The sequence below is a fragment of the Ectopseudomonas alcaliphila genome, from assembly GCF_900101755.1.
In the GTDB taxonomy this organism is placed as follows: domain Bacteria; phylum Pseudomonadota; class Gammaproteobacteria; order Pseudomonadales; family Pseudomonadaceae; genus Aquipseudomonas; species Aquipseudomonas alcaliphila.
In genome coordinates this window covers 108,558-125,973 of the sequence record NZ_FNAE01000009.1, presented here as the reverse complement: position 1 = coordinate 125,973, position 17,416 = coordinate 108,558, and the positions used below count along the sequence as shown (strand labels likewise).

Genomic DNA, 17,416 nt, shown 5'->3' with positions numbered 1-17,416 from the left:
TTTAAAGAAGTGTCGCCTAAGCGGCAGTTTTTATCGTCAGTTGGAATAAGAAAGGACTTCATGAAACGTCTGCTGCTACCTGCGGTACTGTCCGCATTGATGATCGCCGAAGTTCACGCCGAGTCCTTCACCATCTCCGATATACGCGTCAATGGCCTGCAGCGGGTTTCCGCAGGTAGCGTATTCGGCGCACTGCCGCTCAACGTGGGTGAGCAGGTAGATGATCGCCAGCTGGTCGATGCCACTCGTTCTCTGTTCCGCACTGGCTTCTTCCAGGATATCCAGCTCGGTCGCGATGGCGACGTGCTGGTGGTTACCGTGGTCGAGCGTCCCTCCATCTCCGGTATCGAGATCGAAGGTAACAAGGCCATCAGCACCGAAGACCTGCTCAAGGGCCTGAACCAGTCCGGTCTGGCCGAGGGCGAGATCTTCCAGCGCGCCACTCTCGAAGGCGTGCGTAACGAACTGCAACGCCAGTATGTCGCTCAGGGCCGCTACTCGGCCGAGATCGAAGCCGAAGTGATTCCGCAGCCGCGTAACCGCGTGGCGCTGAAGATCACCATCAACGAAGGCACCGTTGCCGCTATCTCCCACATCAACGTGGTGGGTAATACCGTTTTCTCCGATGAAGATCTGGTGGATCTGTTCGAGCTGAAGACCACCAACTGGCTGTCCTTCTTCAAGAACGACGACAAGTACGCCCGCGAGAAACTGTCCGGTGACCTCGAACGTCTGCGCTCCTACTACCTGGACCGCGGCTACATCAACATGGATATCAGCTCCACCCAGGTATCCATCACCCCGGACAAGAAGCACGTCTACATCACCGTCAACGTCGAAGAGGGTGAGAAGTACAGCGTGCGCGACGTGAAACTGTCCGGTGACCTCAAGGTGCCGGAAGAGGACGTACGTGCACTGCTGCTGGTCAAGGAAGGTCAGGTCTTCTCGCGCAAGATCATGACCACCACCAGTGAGCTGATCACCCGTCGCCTGGGTAACGAGGGTTATACCTTCGCCAACGTCAACGGCGTACCGGAAGCGCACGACGAGGACAACACCGTTTCGATCACCTTCTTCGTCGATCCTGGCAAGCGTGCTTACGTCAACCGCATCAACTTCCGCGGCAACACCAAGTCCGAAGACCAGGTGCTGCGTCGCGAAATGCGTCAGATGGAAGGTGGCTGGGCCTCGACCTACCTGATCGACCAGTCCAAGGTGCGTCTGGAACGTCTGGGCTTCTTCAAGGAAGTCAACGTCGAAACGCCGCAGGTGCCGGGCACCGACGACCAGATCGACGTCAACTACAGCGTCGAAGAGCAACCGTCTGGCTCCATCACCGCCAGTGTCGGTTTCGCCCAGAACGCCGGTCTGATCCTCGGCGGTTCGATCAGTCAGAACAACTTCCTCGGTACCGGTAACCGCGTCAGCATCGGCCTGACCCGTAGCGAATACCAGACCCGATACAGCTTCGGCTTCGTTGACCCCTACTGGACCGTCGACGGTGTCAGCCTGGGTTACAACGCCTTCTACCGCACCACCGACTACGATGAGCTCGATGTCGACGTATCCAGCTATTCGGTCGACAGTCTGGGCGCCGGTATCAACATCGGCTATCCGATCAGCGAAACCGCGCGTCTGACCTACGGTCTGACCGTGCAGCAGGACAGCATCGATACCGGCCGTTACACCGTCGACGAGATCTTCGATTTCATCGAGGCCGAGGGTGACGACTACCTGAACTTCAAGGGCTCCATCGGCTGGTCCGAGTCGACCCTGAACCGTGGCGTGCTGGCCAACCGTGGTCATTCGCAGAGCCTGGTGCTGGAAACCACGCTGCCGGGTAGCGATCTGTCGTTCTACAAGCTCGACTACCGCGGCCAGGTGTTCACCCCGATCAGCGACAACTACACCCTGCGTTTCCATACCCAGCTGGGTTATGGCGACAGCTACGGTTCCACCGCTGAACTGCCGTTCTACGAACACTACTATGCCGGTGGTTTCAACTCGGTACGTGGTTTCAAGGACAGCAGCCTGGGCCCGCGCAGTACGCCTAGCAGCGGTACCAAAGCCGGTACTCTCGCTGATCCGGATCAGGATCCGCTGCCGTTCGGTGGTAACGTGCTGGTGCAGGGCGGCGTCGAGATGCTCTTCCCGCTGCCGTTCGTCAAGGATCAGCGCTCGCTGCGTACCGCGCTGTTCTGGGACGTGGGTAACGTCTTCGACACCAACTGCTCGTCGAGCCAGAAGAAGCTCAGCGACAGCTGCGACATCGATTTCAGCAACCTGGCCAGCTCCGTGGGTGTCGGCCTGACCTGGATCACTGCACTGGGCCCGCTGAGTTTCAGTCTGGCCATGCCGATCAAGAAGCCGGATGATGCCGATACTCAGGTATTCCAGTTCTCCCTGGGTCAAACCTTCTAAGTTCGTTTCACAGAAAGCCAACAGTTTTGTTGCAGGAGTGCATTGTGCGTAAGTTGACTCAACTGGTTCTGTTCACCGCCGCCCTGATCGCCACTCCGGCGTTCGCCGAGATGAAGGTGGCCGTGCTGAACTATCAGATGGCCCTGCTCGAGTCGGATGCGGCCAAGCGCTACGCCGTTGATGCCGAGAAGAAATTCGGCCCGCAGTTGAACAAGCTCAAGACCCTGGAGAGTGACGCCAAGCGCATCCAGGATCGTATGGTCAAGGATGGCGATAAGATGCAGCAGGCCGAGCGCGAGCGCCTTGAGCTCGAGTTCAAGCAGAAGGCCCGTGACTTCCAGTTCCAGTCCAAGGAACTGAACGAAGCCAAGGCCGTCGCTGATCGTGAAATGTTGGCCAAGCTGAAGCCGAACCTGGACAAGGCCGTCGAAGAAGTGATCAAGAACGGTAACTTCGACCTGGTGCTCGAGCGCGGTGCGGTGATCGATGTCAAACCTCAGTACGACATCACTCGCCAGGTCATCGAGCGCATGAATCAGATGCGTTAAGCATGACTGTGACATTTACCCTCGGCCAATTGGCCGAGCGCCTGGGCGCCACCTTGCGTGGCGCCGAAGCTAAGGTCATCACGGGCCTGGCCACCTTACAGGAGGCCAGGCCCGAACAGTTGAGCTTCCTGGCCAACGCCCAGTACCGCAAGTTCCTGGAGCAGACCCAGGCCGGTGCTGTGCTGCTGACCGCAGCTGATGCCGAAGGCTACGCTGGCGATGCCTTGATCGTTGCCAACCCTTACCTGGCTTATGCCCAGCTTTCGCATGTGTTCGATCGCAAGCCCAAGGCTGCGCCGGGTATCCATGCTACCGCCCAGGTCGCCGAAGATGCTCAGGTCGATCCGAGCGCTAGTATCGGCGCCTTTGCGGTCATCGAACGTGGTGCGCGTATCGGCGCAGAAGTCAGCATCGGTGCGCATTGCGTGGTCGGTGCGCGTAGCGTGGTTGGTGATGGCGGCTGGCTGGCCCCACGCGTGACGCTGTACCACGATGTGCAGATCGGCAAACGTGTGGTGATCCAGTCCGGCGCGGTGATCGGTGGCGAAGGCTTCGGTTTCGCCAACGAGAAGGGCGTCTGGCAGAAGATCGCGCAGATTGGTGGGGTGACCATCGGCGATGACGTCGAGATCGGTGCCAATACCACGGTCGATCGCGGTGCGCTGTCCGATACCTTGATCGGTAATGGCGTGAAACTGGATAACCAGATCATGATCGCGCACAACGTGCAGATCGGTGACAACACTGCCATGGCTGGCTGCTGCGGTATTTCCGGGAGTACCAAGATCGGCAAGAACTGCATGATCGCCGGCGGTGTTGGGATGGTTGGTCATATCGAGGTGTGCGACAACGTGTTCGTCACCGGCATGACCATGGTGACCCGTTCGATCACCGAGCCGGGCGCCTATTCTTCAGGTACTGCCATGCAACCGGCGGGCGAGTGGAAGAAGAGTGCAGCCCGTATTCGTCAGTTGGACGAGATGGCCAAGCGACTGCGTGAGCTGGAAAAACAGCTGGCCGCCGTGACCCAAGCGGCAAACGTCTCATCTGATGCCTGAGCGCGGCGTGCCCGTGCTCTTTTCTTTTCTTACAGGCTTAACCGGACATGATGGACATCAACGAAATTCGTGAATATTTGCCGCACCGCTATCCGTTCCTGCTGGTGGATCGCGTGGTGGACCTGGACGTCGAAGGCAAGCAGATTCGCGCCTATAAGAATGTCAGCATCAATGAGCCGTTTTTCAACGGACACTTCCCCGAGCACCCGATCATGCCGGGCGTGTTGATCATCGAGGCCATGGCCCAGGCTGCCGGTATCCTCGGCTTCAAGATGATGGGTGTGAAGCCAGCCGATGGCACGCTTTATTACTTCGTCGGTTCGGACAAGCTGCGCTTCCGCTCGCCGGTGCTGCCAGGCGACCAGCTGACCCTGGAAGCCAAGTACCTGAGCGACCGTCGCAGCATCTGGAAATTCGAGTGCCGCGCCACTGTCGATGGCAAGGAAGTCTGCGCCGCTGAAATCATCTGTGCGGAACGCAAGCTATGAGTTTGATTGACCCCCGCGCGATCATCGACCCCAGTGCCAGATTGGCTGACGACGTCGTCGTTGGCCCGTGGAGCATTGTCGGGGCCGATGTGGAAATCGGCGAGGGTACAGTCATCGGTCCGCACGTAGTGCTCAAAGGACCGACGGTGATCGGCAAGCACAACCGCATCTACCAGTTTTCCTCGATCGGTGAAGATACGCCGGACCTGAAATACAAGGGCGAGCTAACTCGCCTGGTGATCGGCGATCACAACACGATTCGCGAAGGCGTCACCATCCACCGTGGCACCGTGCAGGATCGCAGCGAAACCACCCTTGGCGATCACAACCTGATCATGGCCTATGCCCATATCGGCCATGACAGCGTGATCGGTAACCATTGCATTCTGGTCAACAACACTGCGCTGGCCGGGCATGTCTGGGTCGACGACTGGGCGATTCTGTCCGGTTACACCCTGGTGCATCAGTTCTGCCGCATTGGTGCGCACAGCTTCTCGGGCATGGGTACCGCGATTGGCAAGGATGTGCCGGCTTTCGTTACCGTGTTCGGTAACCCGGCCGAGGCGCGTAGCATGAACTTCGAGGGCATGCGTCGTCGTGGTTTCTCTGCCGAGGCCATCGCCGCGTTGCGCAAAGGCTACAAGCTGGTTTATCGCCAGGGGCTGACCGTCGAGCAGGCACTGACCGAGCTGGCCGAGTCTGCTGCTCAGTTCCCGGAAGTGGCGATTTTCCGTGATTCGATTCAGGCCTCCACGCGCGGCATCACCCGCTGATTCTTATGAGCAGACCTATTCGCGTCGCACTGGTCGCCGGTGAGGCGTCCGGTGACATCCTCGGTTGCGGCCTGATGCAGGCCATCAAGCAGCGCTATCCGGATGCCGAGTTCATCGGTGTTGGTGGTGCGCGCATGGAAGCCGAGGGCCTGAAATCCTACTTCCCGATGGAGCGTCTGGCCGTGATGGGCCTGGTCGAGGTGCTGGGTCGTCTGTTCGAGCTGCTCGGCCGCCGTCGTCAACTGGCTCGCGACCTGATCGCTGCCAAACCGGACGTGTTCATCGGCATCGATGCCCCCGATTTCAACCTGGGCCTGGAGCTCAGGCTGCGCCGTGCCGGCATCAAGACCGTGCACTACGTCAGCCCCTCGGTCTGGGCCTGGCGGCAGAAGCGCGTGCTGAAGATTCGTGAAGCCTGCGACCTGATGTTGACGCTGTTCCCGTTCGAAGCGCAGTTCTACGACGAGCATCAGGTGCCAGTGCGTTTCGTGGGGCATCCGCTGGCCGATGCCATTCCTCAGCAGGCTGATCGTGCTGCCGCACGCGAGGCGTTGGATCTGCCGCAGGATGAGCCGGTGGTAGCCTTGATGCCTGGCAGTCGTGGCGGTGAAGTCGCACGTCTCGGTGAGCTGTTTCTTGATGCGGCGATTCGTCTGCGCGCACTGCGCCCCGGTATTCGCTTCCTGCTGCCTTGCGCCACGCCCGAGCGTCGCGAGCAGCTGGAACAGATGCTGGCCGGGCGTGATCTGCCGCTGACACTGCTCAATGGCCGTTCCCATGAGGCCTTGGCTGCCTGCGATGCGGTGCTGATCGCGTCGGGGACCGCGACCCTGGAAGCGCTGCTGTACAAGCGACCGATGGTGGTGGCGTATCGTGTGGCGCCGCTGACCTATCGCATTCTCAAGCGCCTGGTCAAAAGCCCCTATATTTCGCTGCCTAATCTGCTGGCCGAGCGTCTGCTGGTGCCTGAGCTTATTCAGGATGCAGCGACGCCTGAGGCTTTGGCCCAGGCGGTGGCGCCGCTGATCGACGGTGGGCAAGTGCAAACCGAAGGCTTCGACGTGATTCACCGTGCACTGCGTCGCGATGCTTCGGTGTCGGCGGCCGAGGCTGTGCTCAAACTGGCTGGACGCGCCTGATGCAGCTGGGGCTCGACTTCACTTTGGTTGAAGAGCTGGTGGCCGGCGTCGATGAAGTTGGCCGTGGCCCCCTCTGCGGTGCCGTGGTCACGGCGGCGGTGATTCTTGATCCCGCTCGGCCGATCATTGGTCTGAACGACTCGAAGAAACTCTCCGAGGCGCGCCGTGAAGCGCTGTTCGACGAGATTCGCGAAAAGGCTCTGGCCTGGTGCATCGCCCGCGCCGAGGTGGAGGAGATCGACCAACTGAATATCCTGCATGCCACCATGCTGGCGATGCAGCGCGCGGTCGAAGGGCTGAGCGTGACGCCGAAACTGGCGCTGATCGACGGCAATCGGTGCCCGAAACTGGCGGTGCCGAGCGCCCCGGTGGTCAAGGGCGACAGCCGGGTGCCGGCCATCGCCGCGGCTTCGATCCTGGCCAAGGTCAGTCGCGACCGCGAGATGCTCGAGATGGATCGTCTCTATCCCGGTTATGGCATCGCCGGTCACAAGGGCTACCCCACGCCCGTTCATCTCGAAGCGCTGATACGTCTCGGGCCCACGCCGATTCATCGGCGTTCCTTCGCTCCGGTGCGTGCCTTGCTGGAAGGCGTGTAGCCGCGTAGCCCGGATGCAATCCGGGAAATGCCACACCTGTTGAAGCTCTGGCCCTCAGCCAGACCCTCTTAGGCTACAATCCGCGCTTTGTCGTTTTCACCTGCAAGGCCGCCCATGACTCAAGCGTTTGTCCACCTGCGTCTGCACACCGAATACTCCCTGGTCGATGGCCTGGTGCGGGTCAAACCGCTGATCAAGGCCGTCACCGGGGCCGGCATGCCGGCGGTAGCGGTCACCGACATGAGCAACATGTGCTCGCTGGTGAAGTTCTACAAGACGGCCATGGGCGCCGGGGTCAAGCCGATCTGCGGCGCCGATATCTGGATGGCCAGCGCCGAGGAAGACGGCCCACTGACGCGCCTGACCCTGTTGGCGATGAACGCCAAGGGCTACCGCAACCTCACCGAACTGATCTCCCGTGGCTGGGCCGAAGGGCAGAGCAACGACCTGGTGATCATCCAGCGTGACTGGGTCAAGGACGCCGCCGAAGGTCTCATCGCGCTATCCGGCGCGCGTGAAGGCGAAGTCGGTCAGGCGCTGCTGGCCGGTGACGAAGCGCTGGCCGAAGTGCGCCTGCGTGAATGGATGGCAGTGTTCCCGGATCGTTTCTATCTGGAAGTGCAACGCACCAGCCGAGTTGGCGACGAGGAATACCTGCACGCCGCCGTGGCGCTGGCCGATCGTGTCGAGGCGCCGCTGGTGGCGACCAACGACGTGCGCTTCATCAAGCAGGGTGATTTCGAGGCTCACGAAACCCGCGTCTGCATCGGTGAAGGCCGTACCCTGGACGACCCGCGCAGGCCCAGGCACTACTCCGATCAGCAGTACCTGAAAAGCGCTGCCGAAATGTGGGAGCTGTTCTCCGACCTGCCCGAGGCGTTGGAGAACACCGTCGAGATCGCCAAGCGCTGCAATATCGATGTGCAGCTCGGCAAATACTTTCTGCCGGATTTCCCCACACCCAATGGCATGGGCATCGACGACTACCTGCGCCATGCCTCGTTCGAGGGGTTGGAGGAGCGTCTCGAAGTCCTGCTGCCCAAGGATACGCCGGACTATGAGGCCAAGAGGCAGGTCTATATCGACCGCCTCAACTTCGAACTCGACATCATCATTCAGATGGGTTTCCCCGGTTACTTCCTGATCGTGATGGACTTCATCAAGTGGGCCAAGAACAACGGCGTGCCGGTCGGCCCAGGCCGTGGTTCGGGCGCCGGTTCGCTGGTGGCCTACGTACTGAAGATCACCGACCTCGACCCGCTGGCCTATGACCTGCTGTTCGAACGTTTCCTCAACCCCGAGCGGGTGTCCATGCCCGACTTCGACGTCGACTTCTGCATGGACGGCCGCGACCGGGTGATCGACTACGTCGCCGAGAAATACGGGCGCAACGCGGTGAGCCAGATCATCACCTTCGGCTCGATGGCGGCCAAGGCGGTGGTGCGCGACGTGGCCCGGGCCCAGGGCAAGTCCTACGGTCTGGCCGACCGTCTGTCGAAGATGATCCCCTTCGAAGTGGGCATGACCCTGGAGAAGGCCTACGAGATGGAGGAGCCGCTGCGCGACTTCCTCAAGAACGACGAAGAAGCCGCCGAAATCTGGGACATGTCGCTCAAGCTCGAAGGTGTGGTGCGTGGTACCGGTAAACACGCCGGGGGCGTGGTGATCGCGCCGACCAAGCTCACCGACTTCTCGCCGATCGCCTGTGACGAAGAGGGTGGCGGTCTGGTGACCCAGTTCGACAAGGACGACGTCGAGCAGGCCGGCCTGGTCAAGTTCGACTTCCTAGGTCTGCGTACCCTGACCATCATCAAGTGGGCGATGGAGACCATCCACCGCGTTCAGAAGCGCGATGGTGCCTCGGACGAGGATCTGGTCAACATCGACTTCATCCCGCTGGATGACAAGAAAACCTACGACATGCTGCAAAAAGCGGAGACCACTGCAGTCTTCCAGCTTGAATCGCGCGGCATGAAGGAGCTGATCAAGAAGCTCAAGCCCGACTGCCTGGAAGACATGATCGCACTGGTGGCGCTGTTCCGCCCCGGTCCGCTGCAGTCCGGCATGGTGGACGACTTCATCAACCGTAAGCACGGCCGCGCCGAGCTGTCCTACCCGCACCCGGACTACCAGTACGCCGGCCTCGAGCCGGTGCTCAAGCCCACCTACGGCATCATCCTGTATCAGGAGCAGGTGATGCAGATCGCCCAGGTCATGGGGGGCTATACCCTGGGCCAGGCGGACATGCTGCGTCGTGCCATGGGTAAGAAGAAACCCGAGGAAATGGCCAAGCAGCGCGGCGGCTTCATCGAAGGTTGTGCCAACAACGGCATCGATGCAGAACTGGCCGGCAACATCTTCGACCTGGTGGAAAAGTTCGCCGGTTATGGCTTCAACAAATCGCACTCGGCTGCTTACGGTCTGGTGTCCTACCAGACGGCCTGGCTGAAGGCGCATTACCCGGCGCCTTTCATGGCGGCGGTGCTGTCGGCGGATATGCACAACACCGACAAGGTGGTGATCCTGGTGGAAGAGTGCCGCAACATGAAGTTGCGCATCGATCCGCCGGACGTGAACGTGTCCGAGTTCAAGTTCACCGTCAACGACGACGGCCGTATCGTCTACGGCCTGGGTGCGGTCAAGGGCGTGGGCGAGGGGCCGGTCGAGGCCATCGTCGAATGCCGCGCCGAAGGTGGGCCGTTCAAGGATCTGTTCGATTTCTGCAACCGCGTCGACCTCAAGCGCATCAACAAGCGCACCCTCGAAGCGCTGATCCGCAGTGGCGCGCTGGATCGTCTCGGGCCGTACTACCAGGACGAACTCAAGGCCTACCAGGCCAGCGTGGACAAGAACCGCGCCGTGCTGCTGGCGTCCATGGAAGAAGCCGTGCAGTCGGCCGAGCAGACCGCGCGCAGCGCCGAGAGTGGCCACATGGACCTGTTCGGCGGCCTGTTCGCCGAGCCTGAGGCTGATGTCTACGCCAACCACCGCAAGGCGCGCGAGCTACCGATCAAGGAACGTCTGAAGGGTGAGAAGGACACCCTGGGCATCTATCTGTCCGGCCACCCCATCGACGAGTACGAAGGCGAGATTCGCCGTTTCGCCCGCCAGCGCATCGTCGAGCTCAAGCCGGCGCGCGATACCCAGACCATCGCCGGGATGATCGTCAACCTGCGGGTGATGAAGAACAAGAAGGGCGACAAGATGGGTTTCATCACCCTTGACGACCGTTCCGGGCGTATCGAGGCGTCCTTGTTCGCCGATGCTTTCGCCAGCAACCAGGCGCTGCTGCAGAACGATGCGTTGGTGGTGGTCGAGGGCGAAGTCAGCAACGACGACTTCTCCGGCGGTCTGCGCCTGCGTGCCAAACGCGTGATGAGCCTGGAAGAAGCCCGCACCGGTCTGGCCGACAGCCTGCGCGTGAAGGTCGCCAGCGAGGCATTGAAGGGTGACCGACTGCGCTGGTTGGCCGAGCTGTGCAGCAAGCACAAGGGCGCCTGCCCGGTGACCGTCGACTACAGTGGCGAGGAGGCACGTGCCTTGCTTCAATTCGGCGAGGCCTGGCGAATCGACCCGGCCGACACTTTGATTCAGGCATTGCGTGACCAGTTCGGGCGCGACAACGTCTTTTTGCACTACCGCTGATGCGAGAGGGGGAATTCCCCCTTTGTGTTGGCATCGACACCCTGGGTGTCGACCCGCTGCGTCCTATCCCTTAAGGTAGGGCGCCTAATGGATACAGCTCCCCGGCCACTTGGCCGTCGACGCAAGACGGATGACTATGAACCCGAATTTCCTCGATTTCGAACAGCCGATCGCCGACCTGCAAGCCAAGATCGAAGAGCTACGCCTGGTTGGTAACGACAACTCGCTGAATATCGGCGATGAGATTGCCCGCCTGCAGGACAAGAGCAGCACCCTGACCGAAAGCATCTTCGGCAACCTGACCAGTTGGCAAATCGCGCAGTTGGCACGCCACCCGCGCCGCCCGTACACCCTGGATTACATCCAGCACATCTTCACCGAGTTCGATGAGCTGCACGGGGATCGCCACTTCTCCGACGACGCCGCGATCGTCGGCGGTATTGCCCGTCTGGGCGATCAGCCGGTGATGATCATCGGCCACCAGAAGGGCCGTGAAGTGCGCGAGAAGGTGCGTCGCAACTTCGGCATGCCGCGTCCTGAGGGCTATCGCAAGGCATGCCGCCTGATGGAAATGGCCGAGCGCTTCAAGATGCCGATCCTCACCTTCATCGACACCCCCGGTGCCTACCCGGGTATCGATGCCGAGGAGCGTGGTCAGAGCGAGGCTATCGCCTGGAACCTGCGCGTGATGGCGCGCCTGAAAACTCCGATCATCGCCACGGTGATCGGTGAGGGTGGTTCTGGCGGTGCGCTGGCCATCGGTGTCTGCGATCAGCTGAACATGCTGCAATACTCCACCTACTCGGTGATCTCGCCGGAAGGTTGTGCCTCGATTCTCTGGCGTACCGCCGAGAAGGCGCCAGATGCCGCTGAAGCCATGGGCATCACCGCTGAGCGTCTGAAGGATCTGGGTATCGTCGATCAGGTGATCGGCGAGCCGCTGGGCGGCGCGCACCGTGATCCGGCAGCAGCTTCCGAGTCGATCCGCCAGGAACTGACCAAGCAACTGGCCAGCCTGCAGCAGCACGACACCGAGGCGCTGCTCAAGCGTCGTTATGACCGTTTGATGAGCTACGGCATCGCCTGAGTCGTTTCTACGCATATATCAACGGGCCTTCGGGCCCGTTGTTGTTTAAGCTTGAATGATGACTGCTCTCGAACTTCGCCTGCGCCAGGCCTTGCAGCCCTGGCGTGCGGCCCCGGCGTGGCGCGTTGCCTTCTCTGGTGGCCTGGATTCCAGCGTGCTGCTGCACGTGCTCGCCGACTGGGCTCGGCGTGAGGGCCTGCCGCCGATTTCTGCCATTCATGTCCATCATGGGCTGCAGCCTGCGGCCAACGCCTGGCCCGCGCATTGTGCAAGTGTTTGCGAGCAGCTGGACATTCCTCTCGACGTCGCCAGGGTTCAGGTCACGCCTGGGGCCAGTCTCGAGCAGGCCGCGCGACGTGCGCGTTACCAGGCTTTCAGCGAGCAGCTGAGCGCGGGCGACGTGCTGCTCAGTGCCCAGCACCGCGATGATCAGGCCGAAACGCTGCTGTTTCGTGTATTACGCGGTGCTGGCGTGCGTGGGCTGGCGGCGATGCCGGCCAGTCGACCGCTGGGGCAGGGCAGTCTGGTTCGGCCGCTGCTCGATTGTTCCCGGGCTGAGCTGCAGGCCTATGCGCAGAGCCACGGGCTTGCTTGGATCGAGGACCCGAGCAATGCCGACGAGCGTTTCAGTCGCAACTTCCTGCGCAGGCAGGTGATGCCGCTGCTGGCTGAGCGCTGGCCGCAGGCGTCGAATAGTCTGGCGCGCAGCGCAAGCCATCTGTCTGAAGCGCAGCAACTGCTCGATGAGTTAGCGGAGATGGATCTGCTGGGTGCTCGCGGCGTTTCTGCATGCCCCTGGCTGCCCCTGCCGTCTCTGGACTTGTCGGCAGTGACTGCTCTGAGTGGTGCGCGTCAGCGCAATCTGCTGCGACATTGGTTGGCGCCGCTTAGCCGTATGCCTGATAGCGATCACTGGGCGGGCTGGTGTGACCTGCGTGATGCTGGTTTGGATGCGGCACCAGTCTGGCGACTGGCCGATGGTGAGCTGCATCGTGCCGACGGTCGGCTCTGGTGGCTCAGTGGTGAGTGGCTGCAGCCGCTCGATGCAATCGATCTACCCTGTGGCGCGTTTCCCGAGTCGGTCGAACTTCCCGGCAATGGTCGTGTGCATTTACTGGGCGAGCTGCCGCAAGGTCGCTGGCATTTGCGCTACCGCCAGGGTGGTGAGTCGCTGCAGGTGCCGGGGCGTGGCCGGCGCGATCTCAAGCGTCTGCTCAACGAACTGCGGGTGCCGGCATTCGCGCGTCCACGCCTGCCGCTGCTGTTCGATGGCGACGAACTGATGGCGGTGGCGAACCTGTCGCAGTCGTCAGAAATCGAAGCCTGCGGGGCGCGTCTGCACTGGTCGCCGCCTATCGGCGCGCAAGGTTTGAGCTGGTAAGGGCTTTCGGGTAGACTACGCTCCCGTCTTACTACAGCTTTTGCCGACTCCCTCAGGGAGCTTGGCGAGCTTGCCATTGTTCGTACTGATGGCGCTCCTTCGCTTTCCCCGGCGGCACTGACCGCTTAAACGCAGACTTCTAGGGTTTTTCATGACGCGCTACATCTTCGTCACGGGTGGTGTTGTTTCTTCATTGGGGAAAGGCATCGCCTCGGCTTCACTGGCGGCCATCCTGGAGGCGCGGGGCCTGAAGGTCACCATGCTCAAGCTGGACCCTTACATCAACGTCGATCCGGGCACCATGAGCCCGTTCCAGCACGGTGAGGTGTTCGTCACCCACGACGGTGCCGAGACCGACCTCGATCTGGGCCACTACGAGCGCTTCATCCGCACCACGATGAGCAAGAGCAACAACTTCACCACCGGCCGTGTGTACGAAGACGTACTGCGCAAGGAGCGCCGTGGTGACTACCTGGGGGCGACCATCCAGGTCATTCCGCACATCACCGACGAGATCAAGCGTCGCATCATCAAGGGTGCCGGCGATGCCGACGTGGCCCTGGTGGAAATCGGCGGTACCGTCGGCGACATCGAGTCGCAGCCGTTCCTCGAAGCCATTCGCCAACTGCGCGTGGAAGTGGGCGCCAAGCGCGCCATGCTGATGCACCTGACCCTGGTGCCGTACATCGCCACCGCCGGTGAGACCAAGACCAAGCCGACCCAGCATTCGGTCAAGGAACTGCGCTCCATCGGCCTGCAGCCTGACGTGCTGGTGTGCCGCTCCGACCACCCGATCGATGTGTCCTCGCGGCGCAAGATCGCCCTGTTCACCAACGTCGAAGAGCGTGCGGTGATCAGCCTGGAAGACGTCGACACCATCTACAAGATTCCGGGTGTGCTGCATGCCCAGGGCCTGGACGATTTCGTCGTCGAGCGTTTCGGCCTGGAGTGCGGCGGCGCCGACCTGTCCGAGTGGGACCGCGTCGTCGATGCCAAGCTCAACCCGGAAAAAGAAGTCACCATCGCCATGGTCGGCAAGTACATGGAACTGCTGGACGCCTACAAGTCGCTGATCGAAGCGATGAGTCACGCCGGCATCCAGAACCGCACCAAGGTCAACCTGCGCTACATCGATTCCGAAGACATCGAGAACCAGGGCACCTCGCTGCTCGAAGGCGTCGACGCCATCCTGGTGCCGGGTGGCTTCGGTCTGCGTGGCGTGGAAGGCAAGATCAAGACCGTGCAGTACGCCCGTGAGAACAAGATCCCTTACCTGGGCATCTGCCTCGGCATGCAGGTGGCAGTGATCGAGTATGCGCGCAATGTCGTGGGTTGGACCGACGCCAACTCGTCCGAATTCGACATGGCCAGTGCTCATCCGGTGGTGGGTCTGATTACCGAATGGCAGGACGCGACCGGCGCCACCGAGCAGCGCAGCGAGAGCTCCGATCTGGGCGGCACCATGCGTCTGGGTGCGCAGGATTGCCAGCTGCAGGCCGGTTCGCTGGTGCATGACTGCTACGGCAAGGACGTGATCGTCGAGCGTCACCGCCACCGTTACGAGGTGAACAACAACCTGCTGCCGAAACTGACCGAGGCTGGCCTCAAGGTCACCGGTCGTTCCGGCGATGGCGCGTTGGTCGAAGTGGTCGAGGCACCGGACCATCCGTGGTTCGTCGCGTGCCAGTTCCACCCGGAATTCACCTCCACGCCGCGTGATGGTCACCCGCTGTTCAGCGGTTTCGTCAACGCCGCGCTGGCTCAGAAAGCGAAGAAGGTCTGAAACATGGCACAGAAGATCATCAAGGTTCGCGGCATCGAGATCGCCAACGACAAGCCGTTCGTGCTGTTCGGTGGCATCAACGTGCTCGAGTCGCGTGACCTGGCCATGCAGGCCTGCGAGGAATACGTGCGGGTGACCGAGAAGCTCGGCATCCCTTATGTATTCAAGGCCAGTTTCGACAAGGCCAATCGTTCCTCCGTCACTTCTTTCCGTGGCCCGGGTCTGGAAGAGGGCATGAAGATCTTCGAGGAAGTGAAGAAGACCTTCGGCGTGCCGGTAATCACCGACGTCCATGAGCCGCATCAGGCAGCTGCCGTGGCCGAAGTGTGCGACATCATCCAGCTGCCGGCCTTCCTCTCGCGGCAGACCGACCTGGTGGTGGCCATGGCCAAGACCGGTGCTGTGATCAATATCAAGAAGGCTCAGTTCCTCGCTCCGCAGGAAATGAAGCACATCCTGACCAAGTGCGAAGAGGCCGGTAACGATCAGCTGATCCTTTGCGAGCGTGGTTCCTCCTTCGGTTACAACAACCTGGTGGTGGACATGCTCGGCTTCGGCATCATGAAGCAGTTCGAGTACCCGGTGTTCTTCGACGTGACCCACGCCCTGCAGATGCCGGGTGGTCGCGCCGACTCCGCTGGCGGCCGCCGCGCCCAGGTCACCGACCTGGCCAAGGCCGGCATGAGCCAGGGCCTGGCGGGTCTGTTCCTCGAAGCCCATCCGGATCCGGAAAACGCCAAGTGCGACGGCCCCTGTGCCCTGCGTCTGAACAAGCTGGAGCCGTTCCTCACCCAGCTCAAGCAGCTGGATGACCTGATCAAGAGTTTTCCGCCAATCGAGACTGCCTGAGCCGGTCGTAATCCGGTAAAGTGCCGCCCGAGAAAAATCCCCCTGACCCGTGAGTCAGAGTGAGCCGTCGATCTGCCCTCGGGCAGCGACGGCCCAGTGCAGCCTGCTGCTGCCGTCTTATCGTCAACCTTTGGAGCGTTATCAAGAATGGCAAAGATCGTCGACATCAAGGGTCGTGAGGTTCTCGACTCCCGCGGCAACCCCACCGTGGAAGCGGATGTAATTCTGGAAGGCGGTATCGTCGGCAGCGCGTGCGCTCCGTCTGGCGCCTCCACTGGCTCGCGCGAAGCGCTGGAGCTGCGTGACGGCGACAAGAGCCGTTACCTGGGCAAGGGCGTGCTGAAGGCCGTCGCCAATATCAACGGCCCGATCCGTGACCTGCTGCTCGGCAAAGACGCCGTCGACCAGAAAGCTCTGGACCGCGCGATGATCGAACTCGACGGTACCGAGAACAAGGCGACTCTGGGCGCCAATGCCATCCTCGCCGTGTCCCTGGCTGCCGCCAAGGCCGCTGCTCAGGCCAAGGGCGTGCCGCTGTACGCGCACATCGCCGACCTGAACGGCACCCCGGGCGTCTACTCCATGCCGGTGCCGATGATGAACATCATCAACGGCGGCGAGCACGCCGACAACAACGTCGACATCCAGGAGTTCATGGTGCAGCCGGTCGGCGCCAAGAATTTCGCCGACGCCCTGCGCATGGGCGCCGAGATCTTCCATCACCTCAAAGCCGTGCTCAAGGCTCGTGGCCTGAACACCGCTGTGGGTGACGAGGGTGGTTTTGCACCGAACCTGGCCTCCAACGAAGACGCCCTGGCAGCCATCGCCGAAGCCGTTGCCAACGCCGGCTACAAGCTGGGCGACGACGTGACCCTGGCGCTGGACTGCGCATCGAGCGAGTTCTACAAGGACGGTCAATACGACCTGGCTGGCGAGGGCAAGGTATTCAGCGGTGAAGGCTTCGCCGACTACCTGGCCGGTCTGACCGAGCGTTATCCGATCATCTCCATCGAAGACGGCATGGACGAGTCCGACTGGGCCAGCTGGAAAGTGCTGACCGACAAGATCGGCGCCAAGGTACAACTGGTGGGCGACGACCTGTTCGTCACCAACACCAAGATCCTCAAGCGCGGCATCGATGAGCAGATCGGCAACTCGATCCTGATCAAGTTCAACCAGATCGGCTCGCTGACCGAGACGCTGGAAGCCATCCAGATGGCCAAGGCTGCAGGTTTCACCGCAGTGATCTCGCACCGCAGCGGCGAAACCGAAGACAGCACCATCGCCGACCTGGCCGTGGGTACTGCCGCCGGTCAGATCAAGACCGGTTCGCTGTGCCGCTCCGACCGCGTTTCCAAGTACAACCAGCTGCTGCGTATCGAAGAGCAGCTCGGCGCCAAAGCCCCATACAAGGGCCGTGCCGAGTTCCGCGGCTGATCACGATCTGCTGCGCGTCGGCCCTACTGCGTTAAAAACAGGCTCGGACAGTGACTTGTCACTGAACGTCCGGAGGACGGCCCGAAGGGCGAGTGAAACGAGTAATGCTCATTTACTTCAGTAAAGTCGAGCGCGACTCCGACCGTTCCTCGCCTGTTTGATTCGCTGGCGCTCACCCTTCGGGCCAGCCTTCGGCTGTTACTCCCGT

General features: G+C 61.4%; 13 protein-coding genes. All 13 read left to right on the top strand.

Annotated features, from left to right (window positions below):
- Window positions 1–60: 60 nt before the first annotated feature.
- The 13 genes from bamA to eno all read left to right on the top strand — a co-directional run bounded on the left by bamA (window position 61) and on the right by eno (window position 17,208).
- The gene (gene bamA / locus BLR77_RS21945) at window positions 61–2,421 is read left to right on the top strand and encodes an outer membrane protein assembly factor BamA (RefSeq protein ID WP_074681805.1); all 2,361 of its coding nucleotides are present in this window, start codon (window positions 61–63) and stop codon (window positions 2,419–2,421) included.
- Window positions 2,422–2,465: 44 nt separating this feature from the next.
- On the top strand, window positions 2,466–2,969 hold the full coding sequence (locus BLR77_RS21940) for an OmpH/Skp family outer membrane protein (protein ID WP_074681803.1): 504 nt from the start codon (window positions 2,466–2,468) through the stop codon (window positions 2,967–2,969).
- 2 nt (window positions 2,970–2,971) lie between these two features.
- A complete protein-coding gene (gene lpxD / locus BLR77_RS21935) occupies window positions 2,972–4,027 on the top strand; it encodes a UDP-3-O-(3-hydroxymyristoyl)glucosamine N-acyltransferase (protein ID WP_074681801.1) in 1,056 nt (351 codons plus the stop codon).
- Between the two features lie 47 nt (window positions 4,028–4,074).
- The gene (fabZ, locus tag BLR77_RS21930; protein WP_017674781.1) at window positions 4,075–4,515 is read left to right on the top strand and encodes a 3-hydroxyacyl-ACP dehydratase FabZ; all 441 of its coding nucleotides are present in this window, start codon (window positions 4,075–4,077) and stop codon (window positions 4,513–4,515) included.
- A complete protein-coding gene (gene lpxA / locus BLR77_RS21925) occupies window positions 4,512–5,288 on the top strand; it encodes an acyl-ACP--UDP-N-acetylglucosamine O-acyltransferase (protein ID WP_074681799.1) in 777 nt (258 codons plus the stop codon). Before fabZ ends, lpxA begins: the two co-directional genes overlap by 4 nt.
- 5 nt (window positions 5,289–5,293) lie before the next feature.
- Entirely contained in the window at window positions 5,294–6,427 is a 1,134-nt protein-coding gene (gene lpxB, locus BLR77_RS21920; RefSeq protein ID WP_074681797.1) for a lipid-A-disaccharide synthase, read from the top strand.
- Window positions 6,427–7,026: a ribonuclease HII gene (gene rnhB / locus BLR77_RS21915; RefSeq protein WP_074681795.1), complete on the top strand. Its 600-nt coding sequence runs from the start codon at window positions 6,427–6,429 to the stop codon at window positions 7,024–7,026. Before lpxB ends, rnhB begins: the two co-directional genes overlap by 1 nt.
- 114 nt (window positions 7,027–7,140) lie before the next feature.
- On the top strand, window positions 7,141–10,671 hold the full coding sequence (dnaE, locus tag BLR77_RS21910; RefSeq protein WP_074681793.1) for a DNA polymerase III subunit alpha: 3,531 nt from the start codon (window positions 7,141–7,143) through the stop codon (window positions 10,669–10,671).
- 136 nt (window positions 10,672–10,807) lie between these two features.
- Complete coding sequence (locus tag BLR77_RS21905) at window positions 10,808–11,758, top strand: acetyl-CoA carboxylase carboxyltransferase subunit alpha (protein ID WP_074681791.1); 951 nt, start codon at window positions 10,808–10,810, stop codon at window positions 11,756–11,758.
- 58 nt (window positions 11,759–11,816) lie between these two features.
- A complete protein-coding gene (tilS, locus tag BLR77_RS21900; RefSeq protein ID WP_074681789.1) occupies window positions 11,817–13,139 on the top strand; it encodes a tRNA lysidine(34) synthetase TilS in 1,323 nt (440 codons plus the stop codon).
- A 151-nt stretch (window positions 13,140–13,290) separates the two neighbouring features.
- The gene (locus tag BLR77_RS21895; protein WP_074681787.1) at window positions 13,291–14,922 is read left to right on the top strand and encodes a CTP synthase; all 1,632 of its coding nucleotides are present in this window, start codon (window positions 13,291–13,293) and stop codon (window positions 14,920–14,922) included.
- Between the two features lie 3 nt (window positions 14,923–14,925).
- Complete coding sequence (kdsA, locus tag BLR77_RS21890) at window positions 14,926–15,771, top strand: 3-deoxy-8-phosphooctulonate synthase (protein WP_074681785.1); 846 nt, start codon at window positions 14,926–14,928, stop codon at window positions 15,769–15,771.
- Window positions 15,772–15,918: 147 nt separating this feature from the next.
- Window positions 15,919–17,208 (top strand): phosphopyruvate hydratase, encoded by a 1,290-nt coding sequence (gene eno / locus BLR77_RS21885; RefSeq protein ID WP_074681783.1) that lies wholly within the window; start codon window positions 15,919–15,921, stop codon window positions 17,206–17,208.
- Window positions 17,209–17,416 lie beyond the last annotated feature (208 nt).